General features: G+C 34.3%; 17 protein-coding genes. All 17 read right to left on the reverse strand.

All coding sequences use genetic code 11. The features are described from left to right. Positions 1-12 precede the first annotated feature (12 nt). Positions 13-933 (reverse strand): fibronectin type III domain-containing protein, encoded by a 921-nt coding sequence (locus LF822_RS19795; protein ID WP_253925826.1) that lies wholly within the window; start codon positions 931-933, stop codon positions 13-15. A gap of 191 nt (positions 934-1,124) precedes the next feature. After that, positions 1,125-2,903 (reverse strand): ABC transporter ATP-binding protein, encoded by a 1,779-nt coding sequence (locus tag LF822_RS19800; protein ID WP_253925827.1) that lies wholly within the window; start codon positions 2,901-2,903, stop codon positions 1,125-1,127. Positions 2,904-2,936: 33 nt separating this feature from the next. Next, positions 2,937-3,983 (reverse strand): glycosyltransferase family 2 protein, encoded by a 1,047-nt coding sequence (locus LF822_RS19805; protein WP_253925828.1) that lies wholly within the window; start codon positions 3,981-3,983, stop codon positions 2,937-2,939. A gap of 71 nt (positions 3,984-4,054) precedes the next feature. Next, a complete protein-coding gene (locus tag LF822_RS19810) occupies positions 4,055-5,188 on the reverse strand; it encodes a glycosyltransferase (RefSeq protein ID WP_253925829.1) in 1,134 nt (377 codons plus the stop codon). Between the two features lie 46 nt (positions 5,189-5,234). Beyond that, positions 5,235-6,329, reverse strand: coding sequence for a polysaccharide pyruvyl transferase family protein (locus tag LF822_RS19815; RefSeq protein WP_253925830.1), 1,095 nt, complete (start codon positions 6,327-6,329; stop codon positions 5,235-5,237). A 28-nt stretch (positions 6,330-6,357) separates the two neighbouring features. Then, on the reverse strand, positions 6,358-7,548 hold the full coding sequence (locus tag LF822_RS19820) for a glycosyltransferase (protein WP_253925831.1): 1,191 nt from the start codon (positions 7,546-7,548) through the stop codon (positions 6,358-6,360). 20 nt (positions 7,549-7,568) lie between these two features. Further along, positions 7,569-8,582, reverse strand: a complete 1,014-nt coding sequence (locus LF822_RS19825; protein ID WP_253925832.1) for a phosphotransferase family protein — start codon at positions 8,580-8,582, stop codon at positions 7,569-7,571. A gap of 18 nt (positions 8,583-8,600) precedes the next feature. Further along, the gene (locus LF822_RS19830) at positions 8,601-9,587 is read right to left on the reverse strand and encodes a glycosyltransferase family 2 protein (RefSeq protein WP_253925833.1); all 987 of its coding nucleotides are present in this window, start codon (positions 9,585-9,587) and stop codon (positions 8,601-8,603) included. Positions 9,588-9,600: 13 nt separating this feature from the next. Then, positions 9,601-10,017 carry an FAD synthase family protein gene (locus LF822_RS19835; RefSeq protein ID WP_253925834.1) on the reverse strand — a complete coding sequence of 139 codons (417 nt, stop codon included), beginning with the start codon at positions 10,015-10,017 and terminating at the stop codon, positions 9,601-9,603. Continuing rightward, on the reverse strand, positions 10,004-11,170 hold the full coding sequence (locus LF822_RS19840) for a CDP-glycerol glycerophosphotransferase family protein (protein ID WP_253925835.1): 1,167 nt from the start codon (positions 11,168-11,170) through the stop codon (positions 10,004-10,006). The genes LF822_RS19835 and LF822_RS19840 overlap by 14 nt, the downstream gene beginning before the upstream one ends. Then, positions 11,167-12,213: a glycosyltransferase family 2 protein gene (locus tag LF822_RS19845; protein WP_253925836.1), complete on the reverse strand. Its 1,047-nt coding sequence runs from the start codon at positions 12,211-12,213 to the stop codon at positions 11,167-11,169. Before LF822_RS19845 ends, LF822_RS19840 begins: the two co-directional genes overlap by 4 nt. 12 nt (positions 12,214-12,225) lie before the next feature. Further along, positions 12,226-13,404: a glycosyltransferase gene (locus tag LF822_RS19850; protein WP_253925837.1), complete on the reverse strand. Its 1,179-nt coding sequence runs from the start codon at positions 13,402-13,404 to the stop codon at positions 12,226-12,228. Beyond that, positions 13,376-14,530, reverse strand: a complete 1,155-nt coding sequence (locus tag LF822_RS19855; protein WP_253925838.1) for a glycosyltransferase family 1 protein — start codon at positions 14,528-14,530, stop codon at positions 13,376-13,378. Before LF822_RS19855 ends, LF822_RS19850 begins: the two co-directional genes overlap by 29 nt. Before the next feature lie 29 nt (positions 14,531-14,559). Further along, entirely contained in the window at positions 14,560-14,910 is a 351-nt protein-coding gene (locus LF822_RS19860; protein WP_253925839.1) for a helix-turn-helix domain-containing protein, read from the reverse strand. Between the two features lie 23 nt (positions 14,911-14,933). After that, positions 14,934-16,067: an aminotransferase class I/II-fold pyridoxal phosphate-dependent enzyme gene (locus LF822_RS19865; protein ID WP_253925878.1), complete on the reverse strand. Its 1,134-nt coding sequence runs from the start codon at positions 16,065-16,067 to the stop codon at positions 14,934-14,936. Beyond that, a complete protein-coding gene (locus tag LF822_RS19870) occupies positions 16,054-16,758 on the reverse strand; it encodes an acetyltransferase (RefSeq protein ID WP_253925840.1) in 705 nt (234 codons plus the stop codon). The genes LF822_RS19865 and LF822_RS19870 overlap by 14 nt, the downstream gene beginning before the upstream one ends. Position 16,759: 1 nt before the next feature. Then, positions 16,760-17,341 carry a sugar transferase gene (locus tag LF822_RS19875; protein ID WP_253925841.1) on the reverse strand — a complete coding sequence of 194 codons (582 nt, stop codon included), beginning with the start codon at positions 17,339-17,341 and terminating at the stop codon, positions 16,760-16,762. Between the last annotated feature and the right edge of the window lie 4 nt (positions 17,342-17,345).

Consider the following 17,345-nt stretch of genomic DNA (forward strand, 5'->3'; position numbering starts at 1 on the left):
TTCACCCCTGGATTAGTCGATCTCAACAAAGCTGTGAGACCCATTTATAGAAGCATCATGACCATTTTCCGATTGATCCAACACATTGCCTTCCGAAGTATCGTATTCAGCAATTAATACATCATCATGAAAAACTTCAATATTATAGATATTTCCAGGCATAGAATTAGAGCTATTCGAGCCGAATAATGTTAAACTGCCGCTTTTTGGTGTACTTAAATAATGAATAATTTCGCAATCTTCTCCAATCGGAACGTAGTTACCCAAATTACCCGGAATTTCATCTCCGTTAATTTCAATTTTTTCTATATTTCTTTTAGCGCCTGACATCACTGAGTAACTTCCAGAGCCTGAGTAAAATAAATCTCCATTATCCTTAACTGAAATGAGTCCAATTACCACAATTTTATTGTACAGCGGAAGAGAAGATGGCGCCCTAAAGAAGCTATCGGTTCCTGACATTTGCAAGTAAAATTCTAAAGAAGCTGTCCTTACTGTAAAACTAACCCCTATAGACTCATTGTTGTCTTGGTCAACTGCTTTAATAAAGAAAGTGTACTCTGTATCAGCACTTAGAGAAGTAACTTGAAAGCTTAAGGATGAGGTAGTACCTAACAAGTTCTCTTGCAAATAGATATTATATTCTTTAATGTCACTAGAATTGCTAGCACTCCAGTGTAAAGTCAGGCTTTCCTGAAGTACATTTGTAACATAAATATTTTCAACTTCATTAGGTGGCTGTGTGTCTTCTATTTCCACCAATTCTGATCCTTCAACCCAGTCTAAAGTAGAGATATCATTACATACGGTTGAATTCAATTCCTCCTCTGTAATTTTAAAATTATTATTTGTAATGCTCCCATTTTTGTCTAAACTTTCTTTATCTGTTTTGGCTTTGTTCAACCAACCAGTTACAGAATTTAAAATTCTCATTTAACCTATCCCACATCCTTTTGAACCAATTAGTTTCAGTATATGAATGCAGCGGTTATATGAGAATTATTTTTAACTATGACAAGCCTATCCTTTATATCCATTAAATCGTGAATTAATGACAATATAAAAGGTTTACCTGAAAATTATAATAAAGGTAATAAATATTCACCTTTATTATAATATGGTGACTACATTACTGATTTCTTTTGTTTAGATTGGGGAGAAACTAAATGTCCTCCATTAATTTCAAAAGTTGTATCACAATTTTTAATTGTACTTAGTCTGTGAGCTATAATAATTAATGTTTTTTCACCTTTTAAACCATCAATCGCTTTCATAATTTCTTTTTCTGTTTCATTATCTAATGCGGAGGTGGCTTCATCCATAAATAAAATTTCCGGATTATGATATAGAGCTCTAGCTATACCGATACGTTGGCGTTGACCACCGGATAGCCTTACTCCATTTTCCCCTACCGTTGTATTTAACTTCTCGGGAAGGTCTTTCACGAACTCCTTCAACTGTGCTTGTTCTAATGCCCTCCAAACTTCTTTATCATTTATTTTCTCACTTTCAATTCCAAAAGCTACATTTCCTCTGATGGTATCATCTGATAGATAAATAGATTGGGGAATATAACCAATCTTTTGCTGCCATAAAGACTTTTGACTTGTTAAACTTTCTCCATCAATTTTCACTTCCCCTTTTTCAGGTTGTAATATCCCTAAAATTATATCAACTAATGTAGTCTTTCCAGCACCAGAGGGACCTACAAAAGCTACTGAATCGCCAATAGGAATATTTAGTGACACATTCTCTACGCAATAATTATCTTGCCCTGGATATTTAAAAGAAATATTCTCTAATTTAATTAACTTTTTATAAGTTTTTTCTCCTCTATTAATAATATCTTTTTTAAACCCTAATTCATTCCTATAAGATATATAATCTTTTTCTCTCGATAAATCATAGTAAATTACCGATAGAGCAGGTTGACTATATTTAATTGTGGTAATCATTGCTACTACACGTGTTATTGATGGCATCAGACGAAAAGCCGCCATAGCAAATAGGGCCATCGTAGATATAATTTCAGAAGTATCTTTACCTTGGAGCACAATAATAACCATAGTAATAAGCACTACAGAAACCAGTAATGTTTCTATAAATAAACGAGGCACTTGTTCTAACAATTTCATATACCGACTATTGTTTGCCTTAATCTGACTTTGCTCTTTATATGCATTAATAAAAAAACTTTCTTTACCTGTTACTTTCACTACTTTACTTGCTCCTAGACCTTGGTTTACCCACTTAATCATCTTCCCAGAAACCTTTTGCTGTTCATTACCTAGTAAAGAAATCTTCTTTCGAAAAATTTTAAAGAAAATAAAAACACTTCCACTTAATAAAGTGAAAGCTGTTATTGTTGCAATTGGAGATGTTATAAATAGTAAAGTTAACACACAAACAATTACTAATATTTCAGTAAACAGTTGAAAACTAGACATAATTATACCTTGAAAAACTTTTGGTACTTCTGAATTAATATTTCTAAGTAAATCGGAAGTGTTACGTTTCAAATGAAAAGTATATGGTTTGGTCAGATATTCTTGAAATAATTCTGCTGACAATTTCACTTGCTGATTTAATATTACTCGAAATTGTGTGTAATTAAACAATAATAAATACAAGTTTTTCGATACAAATACTAATAATAGTACGATAACTGCAAAAATAATAAATGCATTATTACTATTAAAATTAAACAAGTCATAAAAGTATGCAAGTATAAATTGGTCATGTATTAGTTCTGGTTTAGTTACTATACCTACGAAGGGTACAATTAAACCTATTCCTATGGTTTCTAATATTGCAGCAATTACCATCATTCCAAACAATAATAATAGCTTCTTTTTTTCTTGTTTATTAAATAAAGTTTGTAACTTCTTGAAGTTCTTTAACAACTATTTCACTCCTTACACAAAAGATTTTTTTCTTCAACTAAAAATAGCATCTCTAAGCTTGGTAACTGTCTTAATTTTCACTTTTAAAACAATAAGAGAGTAAACTAATTTCTCATTTCTTAACTTGCATATAGCTTTTAATAACTTTGTAAATATAGAGGGACAATGGTAATAACGGATATCGTTAATAAATTCATTATCGTTAACTATTTTTGAGATCATTTTTAATTTTTTATAGTTTGGAAGTGAACAACTCATAATATCTTCCAAATATGATAGTGTAATACCTGCATATTTGTATCTTATTTTTTCTTGTGCATTAAATAATTTATATTCACAACACCTATTTAAGAAGAGTTCTCTATTAACTACAATATAATCATAAAAGTCTTCTCTAAAAGTTTGAGTTAATGAATCTTCTCTTCTAACAAAATAGTTATATAAGGGTTGGGGAATGAAAACCAGACTATTTAATAATGGTAATATCTTAAAATTTAATATCATATCTTCACTGTGACTTTTGTCTTCATCGAATTTAATTTCGTAGTGACTAAATAAAGACTTTTTGTATAGCTTATTTACGCTAGATACTAAGCTATATGTTTTTTGTTCTACTATTGATGATATGATTATGTTTTCCTCAATATCAGCTTTACTATATAGCCCCTCTGCTTTGGTCCATATAGAAGATATGGTTTCTGTTTTATTGAAAGAGTTTATTGTTTTAATAGGACAAACAATCATATCAGCGTTATTTTCTTTAGCCTTTAAAAACATCACTTCATACATATTGGACTCGATAGTGTCATCAGGATCCACAAATGCTAAATAATCACCATTAGAAATGTCTATTCCTTTATTCCTGGCAGAAGAAACCCCAGCATTCTTTTGATGAACTACTTTTACTCTATTGTCTGCTAATGCATACTTTTCACAAATTTCTCCGCAACTATCTTCAGAGCCGTCATTTATAAGTATAACTTCTAAATCAGAGAACGATTGGGATAGTATCGAATCTAAGCATGAAGCCAAATATGGTTCAACATTATAAATTGGTACTATAACACTTATACTAGGCATTTTATTGCTTCACTCCTCCCTTTTCGAACGATTTACCCTAATTCTAAGAATTATCCATATTAGCAATTTCACTAGCCTCGTACGGACTCATTTTGATAATTTTTTAATTCCTTAATTTTCTCTAGAATCATGAGTTCCAGCTGGTCTTCATCAAAATCAACAATTTCCCCTTTCCTTTTAGGCACTAACTGTTCATATGCTCCAGAAAATTTTGTGCTAATAATTGGTTTGTTAAAGCATATGGCCTCAGCTAAGGTAATACAGAATCCTTCATGACGCGATGGCTGAATATATATATCGCAATCCTTCATATATCGATATGGGTTCGCCTTAGCTCCTAACAATAAAAAATCTTCTCGAAGGCCATAATGTTCAATTAATTTTTCATAATTATTACGTTCAATGCCTTCTCCTATGCAGTACCACTTAACATGAATACCTTTTCTCTTTAATTTAGCAAGTACCTTAATAATTAAATCTTGCCCTTTTTCTCTACTGAGTCTTCCCACAGTAAGGATCCTGATGCCATTAAAATCATCTTGAAACCCACTCCCTACTTCAGCCAAATTTTGAATAACCTTTTGGGAGATAAAATTAGGAAACCAAAAAATTTTATTTGATATACTAGGCAGTAATTCTTTTAACTTTTGTTGACTTTCTTTCGAGACTACAAAAATTTTGTTAAAACTCCTATAACTTTTTAGAGCATTTACATGATTAAATCCTATTTTTGTGACATCAAAATGTATCCACTGTATCCTTTTTGTTGCTGAAACTTTATTCAATATAAAATAGCTTATGAAGTCCATAGGACCTGCATAAGCTACTGCTATATCATATTTTTTATTTTCATAACGAATGTGTTTAGCTAAATACCCTATATATATATCTTTATTTCTAAATATTTTCGATAAAAAATAAAAATAAGAAAAACTCAAAGCTTTTATAACACTTCCCTCTTTAAATAATGAGATAGCTGTTTGTTTAGGAGGTTGATTAATCATTCGCTTAATTTTTGAAAAACCTTTTAGAACTTCTACATGAACATGTTGTGGTATATGTGTCAAAAACTCCCCTTTTTCTTCCATTAATAAAATCGTAATATCATATCTATCTTTTGACATTTCAGAGAGCAAATTCAGAAGGGCTTTTTCTGTTCCACCAATATTCATGTTTTTAACCATAAAAACTATGCTTCTCTTCATTATTTCACCTTCTTTTAACATAAGAGTTAATGTAAAATAAAGTGCATTAATCAACAAATTTATCTAAATATTTAAATTGTTTTTTAGATTTTTCGAATATATTATTATTAATTAATTTGTTTCTACTAACCTCGTCTATTATTTTTTCTACATTTATCTTACTAATATCTCTTATATAAGAGTAGTTTGAAGTCATCTCAAGGTCGTTAAGTATGTTATACGTTTTTTCACTGTATATAATAGGAAAAACACTTTGATTGAATAAGAAAGCAAGTATGATGGAGTGAAAACGGCTACCAAATATTATTTCACATTTTTTGAATTCGTTTAGAAAGTTATCTATATTTCCTTCATAACTCACTATCTTAATCTTCCTTCTATGTTTGAATCTTAAAGACTCTATAATTTGTTTTATTGCTTCCAGGTCACCTTCTTTTTTACAAAAAGAAAATAATTTCACTTCAAATCCTTTCTCTATATACCTTTTTATTAATTCTACAATCTTATCTTTATACTGTGATTCATACTTTTTTAATCCTTCTCTGTTAACCAAGTTTATTATGGAAAAACCAACACTTTTTTCTTTGTAACTGACTGAATCATTTTTTAACCCAAAAATCACATCTGGAGCTAACCTAATATTTTGTTCATTACTAAAAATATTGTACGAGTATTTGTCACGAAAACAAATATCATCAAATAACTTAAAGTATTCCCGATGTTCATTTATAAAATATGAATCTTTAAATGGACCAAAATTTGCTCCAATAATAAATATAGGTTTCTTGGATTTTTTAAATTTTAAGGGGACCTCCATTCGTTCTTTTAAGAATTTTTCCCACCCCTTTCCCTCCATGAAAATTGAACCACCTATATAAACGTAGGCACTATATCTAAAATAGTAAAATAACAAGTTGTCCAATCTCCTATAAAACCTTACTTTTTTCACAAGTACATTTAAACTAGATTGTTTAATAAGATTGACGTTTTTGTATTCCTTAAATATTAATTCATATTTTTTCTTCGTAGTTAAAAGTTCCCATTGTACATTTGGGTATCTTTCAAAAAGAACCTTTAAAAACAAATCGTCTCCTAAGTTTATGTTATAGTAAGCATTGACTAATATTCTTTTTCTCTTCATATATACACATCTTTCTGTATTAATACTATTACTTTATCAATTTATAAAACTTATTAACTTCTTCGAAATTACCTTTTTTCTCTGTCTTGAGAAAATTAATAATTTCGTCTTTTAATAATGGGTTCTCAATATACCTAATAATTCCATTAAAAACACTATTACCATCCATATTCACGACCAACCCATTCTTGTTATCTATCATTTGGTTATAAACTGCATCGAACCTAGTAGTGACTATAGGAACATTTAACATTCTTGCTTCTGCAATCGCCAATCCAAAACCTTCAAACTTAGAGGTTTGTACATAAAAATCCGCACCTTTAATATAAGGATACGGATTTGGTTTGACACCAAGTAATATAAAGTGGTCACTTAACTCTCTCTTCTCAATTTCTTCTTCAATTTCTTTTCTCAATGGACCTTTTCCTAATACATACCATTTAAAATTGATCCCTTGATTTCTTAGTCTTTCACAAGCATCTAATGCAATGTCATAACCTTTTTGATAAGCTAATCTACCAATTGTTAGAATGCGATACCCATCAAAATCATCTTTGTAAGCATCCCCTATATTAGCCATGTTAAAAATAAGATCAGGATGATTTATATCATAAATCACTTCTAATTTGTTCCTGTTTTCTGGAAAAGTTTCTGCGAAAATTTCTTTTGTTGATTTTGAAACTGCGATTACTTTACTATAATTTCTATAGTATACTTCTTGAAATTCCTTTTCTTTTCTATTTAAATGATAACTAACATTTACCCAAGCAATTTTTGTTTTAGCTTGCACTTTTTCAGCAACATAAAAAGTAGGGACTCCCTGTGAATAACTAATTGCTACATCATATTTACTTGTGTTATTTTCAATAACATCTGAAACTGTTTTCCAATATATTCTAGCTTTTTCTGCGTTACTATACTTTTTTAACCGTATTCTTGAAGAATATTTGATTCTCGAAGTAAGCATTTTAAAATTTCCACTAAGGAATCCATGTCTTAGAGAGTTTTTAAAACTACAATTTGAAAATTTAATGTATTCTAATGCTGGCAAGAGGTTAACTTCTTTAGGAACAAATTCTTCAAGGGGGTCTCCATGCGAAAAAAGCATTAGGTCAACACTGTACTTGTTATAATCCAATAAGGATAGTAATGTTACTAAACTCTTTTCTGCACCAGCAACATCTAAAGATTCGATAACAAATAATAATTTCTTTTTCATGTTTTCCCCTGCCTCTTTAACTACTCTATATTAATTTTTTCAATAATGTATTTATTGATATCTTTCGCAAAATCACGGTATTTTATTTGATTTAAAACTAGAAGAATATATTCCATCATAAAAAGACACTCCAATATATATATATCAACTTGAAAAAAATCAAATATATCTCTTCTACAATTTAAATTTTGTAATATCGATTTTTTGAATGTCTTCACATCATTAATTTCTTTTGAATACCGAGAGTCATCATCAAGGAGAGTATTAATAAGAAAATTAATATCAAAGTATGGAGAGCGGAAATTGCAATACTCCCAATCTATCAAATGAAAACCTCCGTCTTTAATAATTACGTTTTTACATGATACATCTCCATGGCTAATTACTTGAGGAACCTTTTTTAAAGTCAACTCATCTATTAATTTCTTGTACGTTTGATAGCAGTAATCGTTAATTTTTTTCTTCTGAGCGTCTGTTATATAAATTGTATTTGTTTTTAGTTCTTTTCTTATTTGGTTAAACAAATAATTTATATAATCCTCAGTTTTTATTTCTTTCACCTCAGACGAATTTATTAAATTTTCCATTAAATTTTTTATAGAATTATGATTGTTTAATAAAGAACTAGCTGTCGGATGCATCCCATTAATATACAACTCATTTAATATTCTATTTTCTTCATCCCAATTTATTACATGAACCATACTTTGGAGCTTACTTAAATAGAATTGATTTTCTACTAAATTTGAATATTGTTTTTCATACAAAAATGATACGGTTTTAATTCTTAAAGAGATTACTTTGTAATTAATATCGCTTACCTTTAAAGCTATGTCTCCTTTCAAAGGCAAACTGATCACTTTAGATCTAGACTTCAAAAAAATCTTAATGTACAAAATTATTTTATTTATTTTTCCTCTAAAATCATTTGGCAAAAATGGTTTACATTTAAATATTAGTATATATATAAACTTAATAAATAACATATCTTTACTAACAAAGAGTTTCTGTTCTAATTGTAAATAATGTTTCATTTTCCCTCCTTGAATTTATTAATATTTTGTTCTTAATAAAGTATTGATCCTATGTTGAAAGTAAAATAAACGTGGGTTGTAATTTATTAATGTAATTAAAAACTTATATTTAATGGATAATAAGTCATTTTTCATAACTTGTTTATAATGATTCTTTATATGGGATTGTATAATCTTCAAAAATTTCATCTTTTCTTCCTCGCTCCTTATTTGACTTACTATATAGTAACTATTGTCTATACTCCAAAATACAAAGGAAGAAAAGTATTCTTTTGATAGCTCGGGGTATTCCTTTCTCATAAAAGAAATTATTTTATCCCATATTGAAAAGCTTATAAGCCTATCCGCCTTATAATTAGTAGTTAGGATACTGTTTTCTCTTTTAAAATACATATAACCCGTGAAGTTAGTGAATACAACTTTGTTTGCTTTAGCAAACATTTGATATGAAGTTGCTAAGTCTTCGTGTAAAAATCCGACTGGAAACTTAATGTTTGATATACATTTCCTATTAAACAATTTATTACAGACTGAAAAGCGATAAATTTCCCCTTTAAAAAGTTGTCTTAAGCCTTCATTGTTATCCATTTCTAGTATTAAATCTTTCTCCTTTTTAGGTACCGATACATTTTTTTCATTAACTTCCCCAAATGTACAAATAGAGATATCGCTTCTTGTATATATACATAATTCATATAACTTTTTATACATATTTATATCAATATAATCATCACTATCCACGAAACCTATATACTCACCCTTAACTATATCTAATCCTGCGTTCCTTGCTGAGCTTAACCCTCCATTTTTCTTATGAATTACCCTGATCCTTTTATCTTTTTCTGCAAACTCATCACAAATTTCGCCACTTCTATCAGTAGATCCATCGTTAACAACTATCACTTCAATATCAGTAAACGTTTGTGCAAGAATACTATCCAAACACCTTCTAAGATAAGGCTCAACATTGTAAACAGGAACAATTATACTTATAGCTGGATTCATAATCTCACCCACTTTACAACTCAATTTTCTCCTTCACCAAAGTCGAAGAAACACCCTTCGTATAAGGAAAAAAAACAATATCTACCCCAACCCGGTTAAACTTTTCCTCAACCTCTAAAAACAACTTGTCACCTTTCCAATCATCCCCAACAAACATGACATTGAAGTTCAACATTTCCCAGGCAGCTATTTTGTCCCTGTTAACTTGAGGAATCACTTGATCGACATACCTAATTCCGCTCACAATATCTTTGCGATCTTCAAACGGAATCACAGGCTGCTTGTTTTTATATTCTTGAACGAGTTCGTCTGTACTTACGCCAACGATAAGATAATCGCACTGTTCTTTCGCTTTACGTAAAATATTTAGATGACCCACATGAAATAAATCAAAGACCCCGGTTGTGTATCCGATTTTATATGGCTTCATATATTTCTCCTCTCTTTTCACTAAAGCAGATTTCTTCCATTTGTTTTACTACTTGTTCTGATGCCTGACCTTGTTCGTAAGAGCCAATTTCATCTAGAAATAAAATCAGTTCCTCCTGATAATGCTTTTCGTTAAACTTTTCAATTCTCTTAGCGAGTTCATGATTAGAAGCTGCCTTAACAAATGGGAGTTCTACTACATTAAAGTAGAGCTTTCTATCTTTCCTCATGTATTCTTCCAGATCAGGCACATATAAGAAGCAGGGCCGTTTGGTTATGGCATAATCAAACATTAGGGAAGAATAGTCTGTTATCAGTGCATCAGAAATGAATAAAAGCTCCTGTATATCACTGTAATCCGTGACGTTTATGACACCTTCTCCCATCCGCTCGCCTTTTAATGAAAGGAGATGAGGATGAAATTTAACGAGAATCGTCCACTCTCCTCCAAATCGTTGGGTGAGTGATTGTCGTAATTGCTGATAATCCAAGTCATAAACTGAGGTATCGTTCTTTCTTCTAAACGTAGGGGCATAAAATAGAACCTTTGTGTTATCTGATAAATTAAGATTTTGTTTTACTAGGTCAGATCCGCTTCTTCCTCCAAATAAAAGGTCATTCCGCGGAGTTCCATGTTTGAAAATTTCTCCATTGTACCAGTACGCTCTTCTAAATATGTCTGTACTGTTTTCACATCCTGAGAGCAGTAAGTCACACTGCTTAGAATCTCTCTTTGCCATCTTTACATAATGTTCAGGGAGTGTTTCTTCTGCGTCTTTCTCGATTTGTTTTAACCGCATCGAGCTGTGCCATGTCTGGATGTAATATTGTTTTTTCCTTTTCACAAATAAATCAGTGGTTCTAAAGTTGGTAATGATGATTTTAGATGTACAAAGTTCATAAAAGTACTTAATGGACATTACTTTTACTTTTCTTATTCGAGGATCTAGATTATAGGCTTCTGGGTCATTAAAGGCCCATACGACATCGAATTTGCTGTTATTATGCTGAAGCATATACTCTGTAATATATTTTGGATTACATCCATACTGACTGCCGTAATAGCTAAACAAGAAGACTTTATTCTTTTTAATAGGAAAGCTGTTAAAGAAATAAATGATGAGATAGGAAAGGAATTTCTTGAGGAGGCTCATACTGCATTTGCTCCTTCCCTGCTTATTTTTTCAAGTCCAGCTTGTTTAGAGAACACTTTTAATTTCCTCGTTATTTTTCGCAGGCTCAAGTAAGCGACATTCAAATATGGATTTCTATAAAATAAACGCAGTTGAAGACTCAGCTGCTGGTCATTTTCGGTCGCCTGTTTGAAATTAAAATAGTTCTGACGAATATACTCTTTTATTTCCTTTCGATGCATTCTTTGTTGATCTACCTTACGATTTAAAAGCAGGAGGTTATAATGAATTAGCAGGTTCTTCAATAATTGTTTATAGGATTCTTGTGTCAGACTCGTGTGTTCTTTTTCCAGAAATTCGTGCCTGACTTTAAGCCCTTTAATTATGTCTAAATTTCTAATTGTATAATTAGCCACGATACTGTCATTACGCTGGTAATAGTTGTATAAAGGTTCATTCAATACGATGAAGGTTCTTACCCGATGCATAACGTTGTGAGCCCAGAACACGTCTTCAAACAATACCCCTTTTTCAAACTCCAGATCGCGAATGAGTTCGGTTCTATAGAGCTTGCCCCAGGCGAAGTTTTTCACGGTTTCATTTTTTACGAGTTCATACATTAGCTTTTCATTATCGTAGATAAGAAGGTCTCCGTTTTTTGAATAATACCTTTGATCAAACAGGAGATGATCCTTATGCGCATAATAAAAAGCTGATTGGATTACATCAGCTTTAAAGGCGAGCATATGATGAATCATGTGGTCAATCGCTTGCGGTTCAAGCCAATCATCACTATCAACAAACATCGTAAATTCCCCAGTTACGTGCTTCATTCCGAAATTACGCGCATCTGACAAACCGCCGTTTTCTTTATGCAAGGCTTTGACTCTGGGATCTTTATCAGCATATTGATTCGCAATTTCACCGCAGCGGTCAGGGGAACCGTCGTCGACTAGAATAATCTCTAATTTTTGATAGGATTGTGTAAGTATGCTGTCTATGCAGCGGTGAATGTATTTTTCTACTTTATAGATAGGAACGATAACGCTGACTGTTTGATTCAATTCTTACACCTCCTATGCTAGTTGATAGAGTTTATCCAGTTCGTGTTCATTATGATAGTTATGATTGCTGCAATTACGTTCCAACTTACTTCTTAATTCCCTATCGTGGTACAGCTTTTCTATACCGTCCACAATCCCATCAGGAGACAACGAACAGATGAATCCATCCACTTGATCTTCGACTTGGCTTGGTGCTGTTGGATAATTCGTGATGACTACCGGCTTTCCTAGAAGCTGGGCTTCTCCTACAGTCACAGCTTTGCCTTCATAACGGGAAGGCTGAACGTATAGATCTGCTGCTTTCATAAAAGGATACGGATTGATTTTTTTGCCTAACAAATAAAAGCAATCTTCTAAGTTATTGTCTTTAATTTGCTTTCTTATCTTTTCCTCGTCCCCGCCATAGCCGACAACGTACCAGGCCAGCTGATTATACCCTCTATCCGCCAGCAGTTTCATAGCTTCTACTGCCTGGTCAATTCCTTTGGCATGCGACAGGCGGGCCACGGTTATTATTTTGAACCTATTGTCATTCTTCATCGGGTTGTCTAGCTTCTCTTCTGATAGAGTTCGAACCAAATGAGGAGAGGTTATATTCTCTATCACCTTAACTTTACTTTTAAGTGGGGGATATTTCTTGATAAAGGCTTGTTTACATTGTTCTGAAACAGCGATGATGTGGTTGAACTTGTCCCATAACTCAAGGTCCATCCCTTGATCCGTATCCACAGTAGAATAATCAGTGTGGATCCAGGCAATTTTGGTCTTTGCCTTTACTTTTTCCGCCACCAGGTAGTGTGGCCAAAGGTAACTGATCGCTACGTCATAGGTTTTTTCAACTTTTGGTAGTAAGGGTAAGGAATATTTCCACATGTACTGCATTTGCTTGTACCCGTTCTCCACCCCTTTAGATTGGCTGGCACGGTATTTGGCTAAGAGTCTTGTTATTGCTATTGGAAGTTTTCCTTGCTTGATCACTTGTCCTATCGACATCCTAAATGTTTTGTAAGAAGGAATCTCATTTAGAAGCGTTGGTTCTTGTGGGAGTATGTCCATAAATTCTCCGGTGTGGCTGCAGAGCAGCAGTTCGACTTTATATTTCTCATAGTCGAAGTGAGTTAACATGCTGATTAAGCTCCGTTCCACCCCGCCCACTTCCATATCAAAGGAGGTAATTAACAGGTTTTTCATAGTTTTCTCCTTGTTTCCCGCCATAAATTTTTAACAGCCTGGAGATTCCTGCGTTGAGGCTGTATCGATTCAATTCAAAACTGTTAATAATTTTGTTGATGTTCTTTTCTTTCTGTCCTGCTTTTTCCAGAATTACTTCTGCCCATTTTTCGGGTCCATCACTTAATGAAAGATTGGAGACCAATTCTAATCCTAAATCAGCTTCCGGCTGAATAGCATTTGACACAACGCATTGAGTTCCGCTTGCCTGCGCTTCGAGTAATACTAATCCTAACCCTTCGTAAATGGATGGGAAAACGAACACATCCATACTGTGAAGCATCGTTTCGATGTCGCTTCTGACCCCGACAAATCTGATATTGTTGAATATTCCCAGCTCTTCAGCTTCCTCTATCAATTGACTTCTAAGGTCTCCATCTCCGACTAATAAAAGTTTGGCATCCTGGTGTTTGTTTACAATAACTTTCATTATCTTTAATAAGAAGGTGTGATTTTTTGCTTCGATAAAGCGGCCGATATGACCGATGACCAGGCTGTTTCCTAACCCATGCTGCAGCTTAAACTCATTGACTTTCTGCTGCGGTTTTTCGATTAAAGAAAAGTAATCGATCACGTTTGGAAAATAAGAGTATTCGTTCTTTTCCAGCATTTGTTTTCCGAATAGATAATTACCTGATTGCTTACTGCAGGCTAAGTAATTCGTCGATGCATACTTAATGACTTTCCGCATACCCGATATATATAATTTCTTGATCAGCCGAGTATGTTCGTCATCCGTTGTGTGCGCGTGGGCGATTCTAACTTTCACTCCAGCTAGTAAAGCAGCCATATTTGCAATGCCACAATGAAAAAGAGTATGAGAATGAACAGCTTGATATGGTCCATAGTTTTTCATTACTTGATAGAGTTCTTTCACTGAATTCGTCTGGTTCAGCCGGATTACTCTGCCCCCCAGCATTTCAATTTCTTTGTCATAGTGAGCTTCTTTCCGACTGTAAGAAATAAAGTCGAATTGAATTTTGTCATGGTCTATGTTTCTGTATATGTTCATTAACATCGTCTCGGTTCCAGCTCGGTTCATGCCTCCTGTGACTTGGAGAACTTTTATAGGTTTGGATTGAGCCATGTTTTTCCCCTCAAATCCCCATAAGATTTCTAGCCATCTTCTTGTTGTTTCTTCCAATGAATAAATTCAATGATGTGCTTATATTCCGGCAGCTGTTCCTTTTGAACTCCTGCTTTTTTTAAGTCGTAAACGAATTGAACCCATTCGTACTCAATTAAAGGGGGCAGCTGTTGGTGGATGTCGCGTTCTGGGTGCAGCAGATCATATAAATCAACTTCTAAAACGTCTGCAATTTTCTTTACTAATGTAATGGACGGATTCTTGTTTACGTTTCGTTCTATGTTGCTTAAGTTTGACTTTGAGATGTTGGCTTTCTTGGCCAGTTCTGATAATGAGATTCCCTTGCCACGGCGAATTTTATGGATTGTTGTTCCTATCATTCATAAATACCTCAATTTTTTTGTCATACAATACCTTCCTTGTTTGTGGCTTTCTCGAACGTTTCTTGAATTAAATCGATCACTCTATTTTGCTCCAGATCGCTGAGACTCGATCCGGATGGTAAACAAACTCCAGTGACGAAAAGCTTCTCGGATACACTGTTAAATGGTTCATGGGTGAAATACTGGCACCCTTTAAATAAAGGCTGCAGATGCAGCGGCTTCCAAACCGGGCGAGCTTCGATGCTTCTTAAGCTTAGATTTTCTATAATATCTTTATTGGTGACAGTGGAGATGTTCGGATTAATCGTAAATGTAGTCAGCCACCGATTCGACTTTGTCCCGTTATATTCCGGCATGAAACGGATACCTGGCAGCCAGGACAGCATCTGTTCATATCGTTTAAATAACCGGCGTCTTGCTGCCACTCGATGCTCAATCGCTTGAAGCTGGGCTCTTCCGACACCCGCTAGGAGGTTGCTCATTCTGTAATTAAAGCCGAGGGTGCTGTGCTGGTAATGGACGGCTTGATCGCGAGCTTGAGTGGCTAGGAACTTGGCTCTTCTAAGGGCTTCCATGTCATCCGAAACCAACATCCCCCCGCCCGAGGTTGTAATAATCTTGTTCCCATTAAAGGAGTATAGACCCAGGTCTCCTATAGTGCCGGTATGTTTTGATTTATAAGTGGAACCAAGTGATTCTGCAGCATCTTCTATTAATGGCACCCCGTATTCATCACAAAGCGCGGAGATCTCAACCATTTTAGCGCTCTGTCCATAGAGGTGAACCACAATAACAGCTTTTGGCAGCTTATTGTCTTTAACGGCTTGAACTAAAGCTGCTTCTAGTGCTTTTGGAGACATGTTCCACGTATCGGGTTCCGAATCAATAAAGACAGGCTCGGCCCCTTGATACAAGATGGGGTTGGCTGTAGCAACAAAAGTAAGACTCGAACAGAATACCCGGTCACCCTTTTGTACATTTAATATAGAAAGAGCTAAATGAATGGCGGCTGTCCCTGAACTCACAGCCACTGCTCCTTTAGCTCCTACATAATCCGCAATTTCTTTTTCGAAGGCGTCAATATTCGGTCCAACTGGTGCAATCCAGTTACTCTTAAACGCTTCGTCTATATAAAAAGGCTCATTTCCTGTCATGTGCGGTGGGGAGAGGAATATCTTTGAATCTTTCAAATGCGTCACCCCCTGTACGATGCAGAAATTTGAACGGCACCGCTTTTTTAATACTTCGAGCTGGCGATCCTGCTACTCTGCTGTAAGAAGGCAGGTCACGTATGACAGTGGACCCTGCCCCTATTACTGACCATTGATCAATAGTTATTCCAGGAATAACTGTTGAAGACGCCCCCATGTCTACGCCTTCCCCTATCGATACCTGACCTGTTAATGTTACATTGGGACATATATGAGAGTAATCCCCTATTTTACTGTCGTGCTCTACGATCGAAGCGGTATTGATTATACAGTGCTCCCCGACTTTCGCTGCAGCATTCACCACAGCGTGTGCCATAATGATCGTTCCCTTTCCGATAGAAGCTGACGGACTGACCATCGCAGCGGGATGAATCAACGTAGCAAATTGTCGCCTCTTAAATTTCTGAGTTAACCTTTTTCTGGTTTCATTGTTACCAATCGCCACTACGATTTTCGTGGAATCATCGATCATGTGCTCGATGTCTTTTACAGGGCCAAAATAAATATTATTCTCGATAAATCCATAAGAGTATTTCTCATCCAGAATAGCTGCCAGCTTCTCTTTTCCTCTAGCTGTAATTATGTCTTGAATGACCCGGCTGTGGCCTCCATTTCCAATTAAAATAAGCTTCATTCTACATCACTTCCTTGGAGCCTTTAAATTTTTCCATCGCCCCACGCCCTTCAGGTGTAATTCCTTCTTTCCTGATAACCTTCTGAATGGTCATCGATAGAATCTTCATATCAAGTTCGAAGCTTTGGTGGTTTACGTACCATGTATCTAATTTAAATCTCTCTTCCCAAGATATATCATTTCTTCCATTAACCTGTGCCCATCCCGTAATTCCCGGCTTTACTTCGTGACGCTTTGCCTGCTCTTGCGAATATAAAGGTAGATATTCCATAAGCAGGGGTCTTGGCCCGATTAAACTCATTTCTCCTTTAATAACATTAATAAGCTGCGGAAGTTCGTCCAAACTATATTTCCTTAGAAACGTTCCCGCCTTTGTCAAGCGCATTTCATCTGATGAATCTCCTTCCCTCATCGTTCTTAATTTGTACAGATAAAAAGGCTGTCCGAACCGGCCCGGCCGCTCCTGTTTAAACAAAATAGGAGAACCCATACTCGTTTTCACTAAAAGAGCTGCACCGAACATAAGAGGAAAAGAAACGAGTAAGAGAATGAAAGATATGACTATGTCGATCGTTCGCTTCATTATT

The sequence above is a fragment of the Halobacillus sp. A5 genome (genome assembly GCF_024189315.1).
GTDB lineage: Bacteria > Bacillota > Bacilli > Bacillales > Halobacillaceae > Halobacillus_A.

Bases quoted from the DNA above. Each gene is read 5' to 3' on its own strand.
- LF822_RS19855 (WP_253925838.1), bottom strand. From the start codon at position 14,530: ATGGCTCAATCCAAACCTATAAAAGTTCTCCAAGTCACAGGAGGCATG.
- LF822_RS19795 (WP_253925826.1), bottom strand. From the start codon at position 933: ATGAGAATTTTAAATTCTGTAACTGGTTGGTTGAACAAAGCCAAAACA.
- LF822_RS19820 (WP_253925831.1), bottom strand. From the start codon at position 7,548: ATGAAAAAGAAATTATTATTTGTTATCGAATCTTTAGATGTTGCTGGT.
- LF822_RS19835 (WP_253925834.1), bottom strand. From the start codon at position 10,017: ATGAAGCCATATAAAATCGGATACACAACCGGGGTCTTTGATTTATTT.
- LF822_RS19825 (WP_253925832.1), bottom strand. From the start codon at position 8,582: ATGAAACATTATTTACAATTAGAACAGAAACTCTTTGTTAGTAAAGAT.
- LF822_RS19860 (WP_253925839.1), bottom strand. From the start codon at position 14,910: ATGATAGGAACAACAATCCATAAAATTCGCCGTGGCAAGGGAATCTCA.
- LF822_RS19815 (WP_253925830.1), bottom strand. From the start codon at position 6,329: ATGAAGAGAAAAAGAATATTAGTCAATGCTTACTATAACATAAACTTA.
- LF822_RS19870 (WP_253925840.1), bottom strand. From the start codon at position 16,758: ATGAAGCTTATTTTAATTGGAAATGGAGGCCACAGCCGGGTCATTCAA.
- LF822_RS19850 (WP_253925837.1), bottom strand. From the start codon at position 13,404: ATGAAAAACCTGTTAATTACCTCCTTTGATATGGAAGTGGGCGGGGTG.
- LF822_RS19840 (WP_253925835.1), bottom strand. From the start codon at position 11,170: ATGAGCCTCCTCAAGAAATTCCTTTCCTATCTCATCATTTATTTCTTT.
- LF822_RS19830 (WP_253925833.1), bottom strand. From the start codon at position 9,587: ATGAATCCAGCTATAAGTATAATTGTTCCTGTTTACAATGTTGAGCCT.
- LF822_RS19875 (WP_253925841.1), bottom strand. From the start codon at position 17,341: ATGAAGCGAACGATCGACATAGTCATATCTTTCATTCTCTTACTCGTT.
- LF822_RS19810 (WP_253925829.1), bottom strand. From the start codon at position 5,188: ATGAAGAGAAGCATAGTTTTTATGGTTAAAAACATGAATATTGGTGGA.
- LF822_RS19865 (WP_253925878.1), bottom strand. From the start codon at position 16,067: ATGACAGGAAATGAGCCTTTTTATATAGACGAAGCGTTTAAGAGTAAC.
- LF822_RS19805 (WP_253925828.1), bottom strand. From the start codon at position 3,983: ATGCCTAGTATAAGTGTTATAGTACCAATTTATAATGTTGAACCATAT.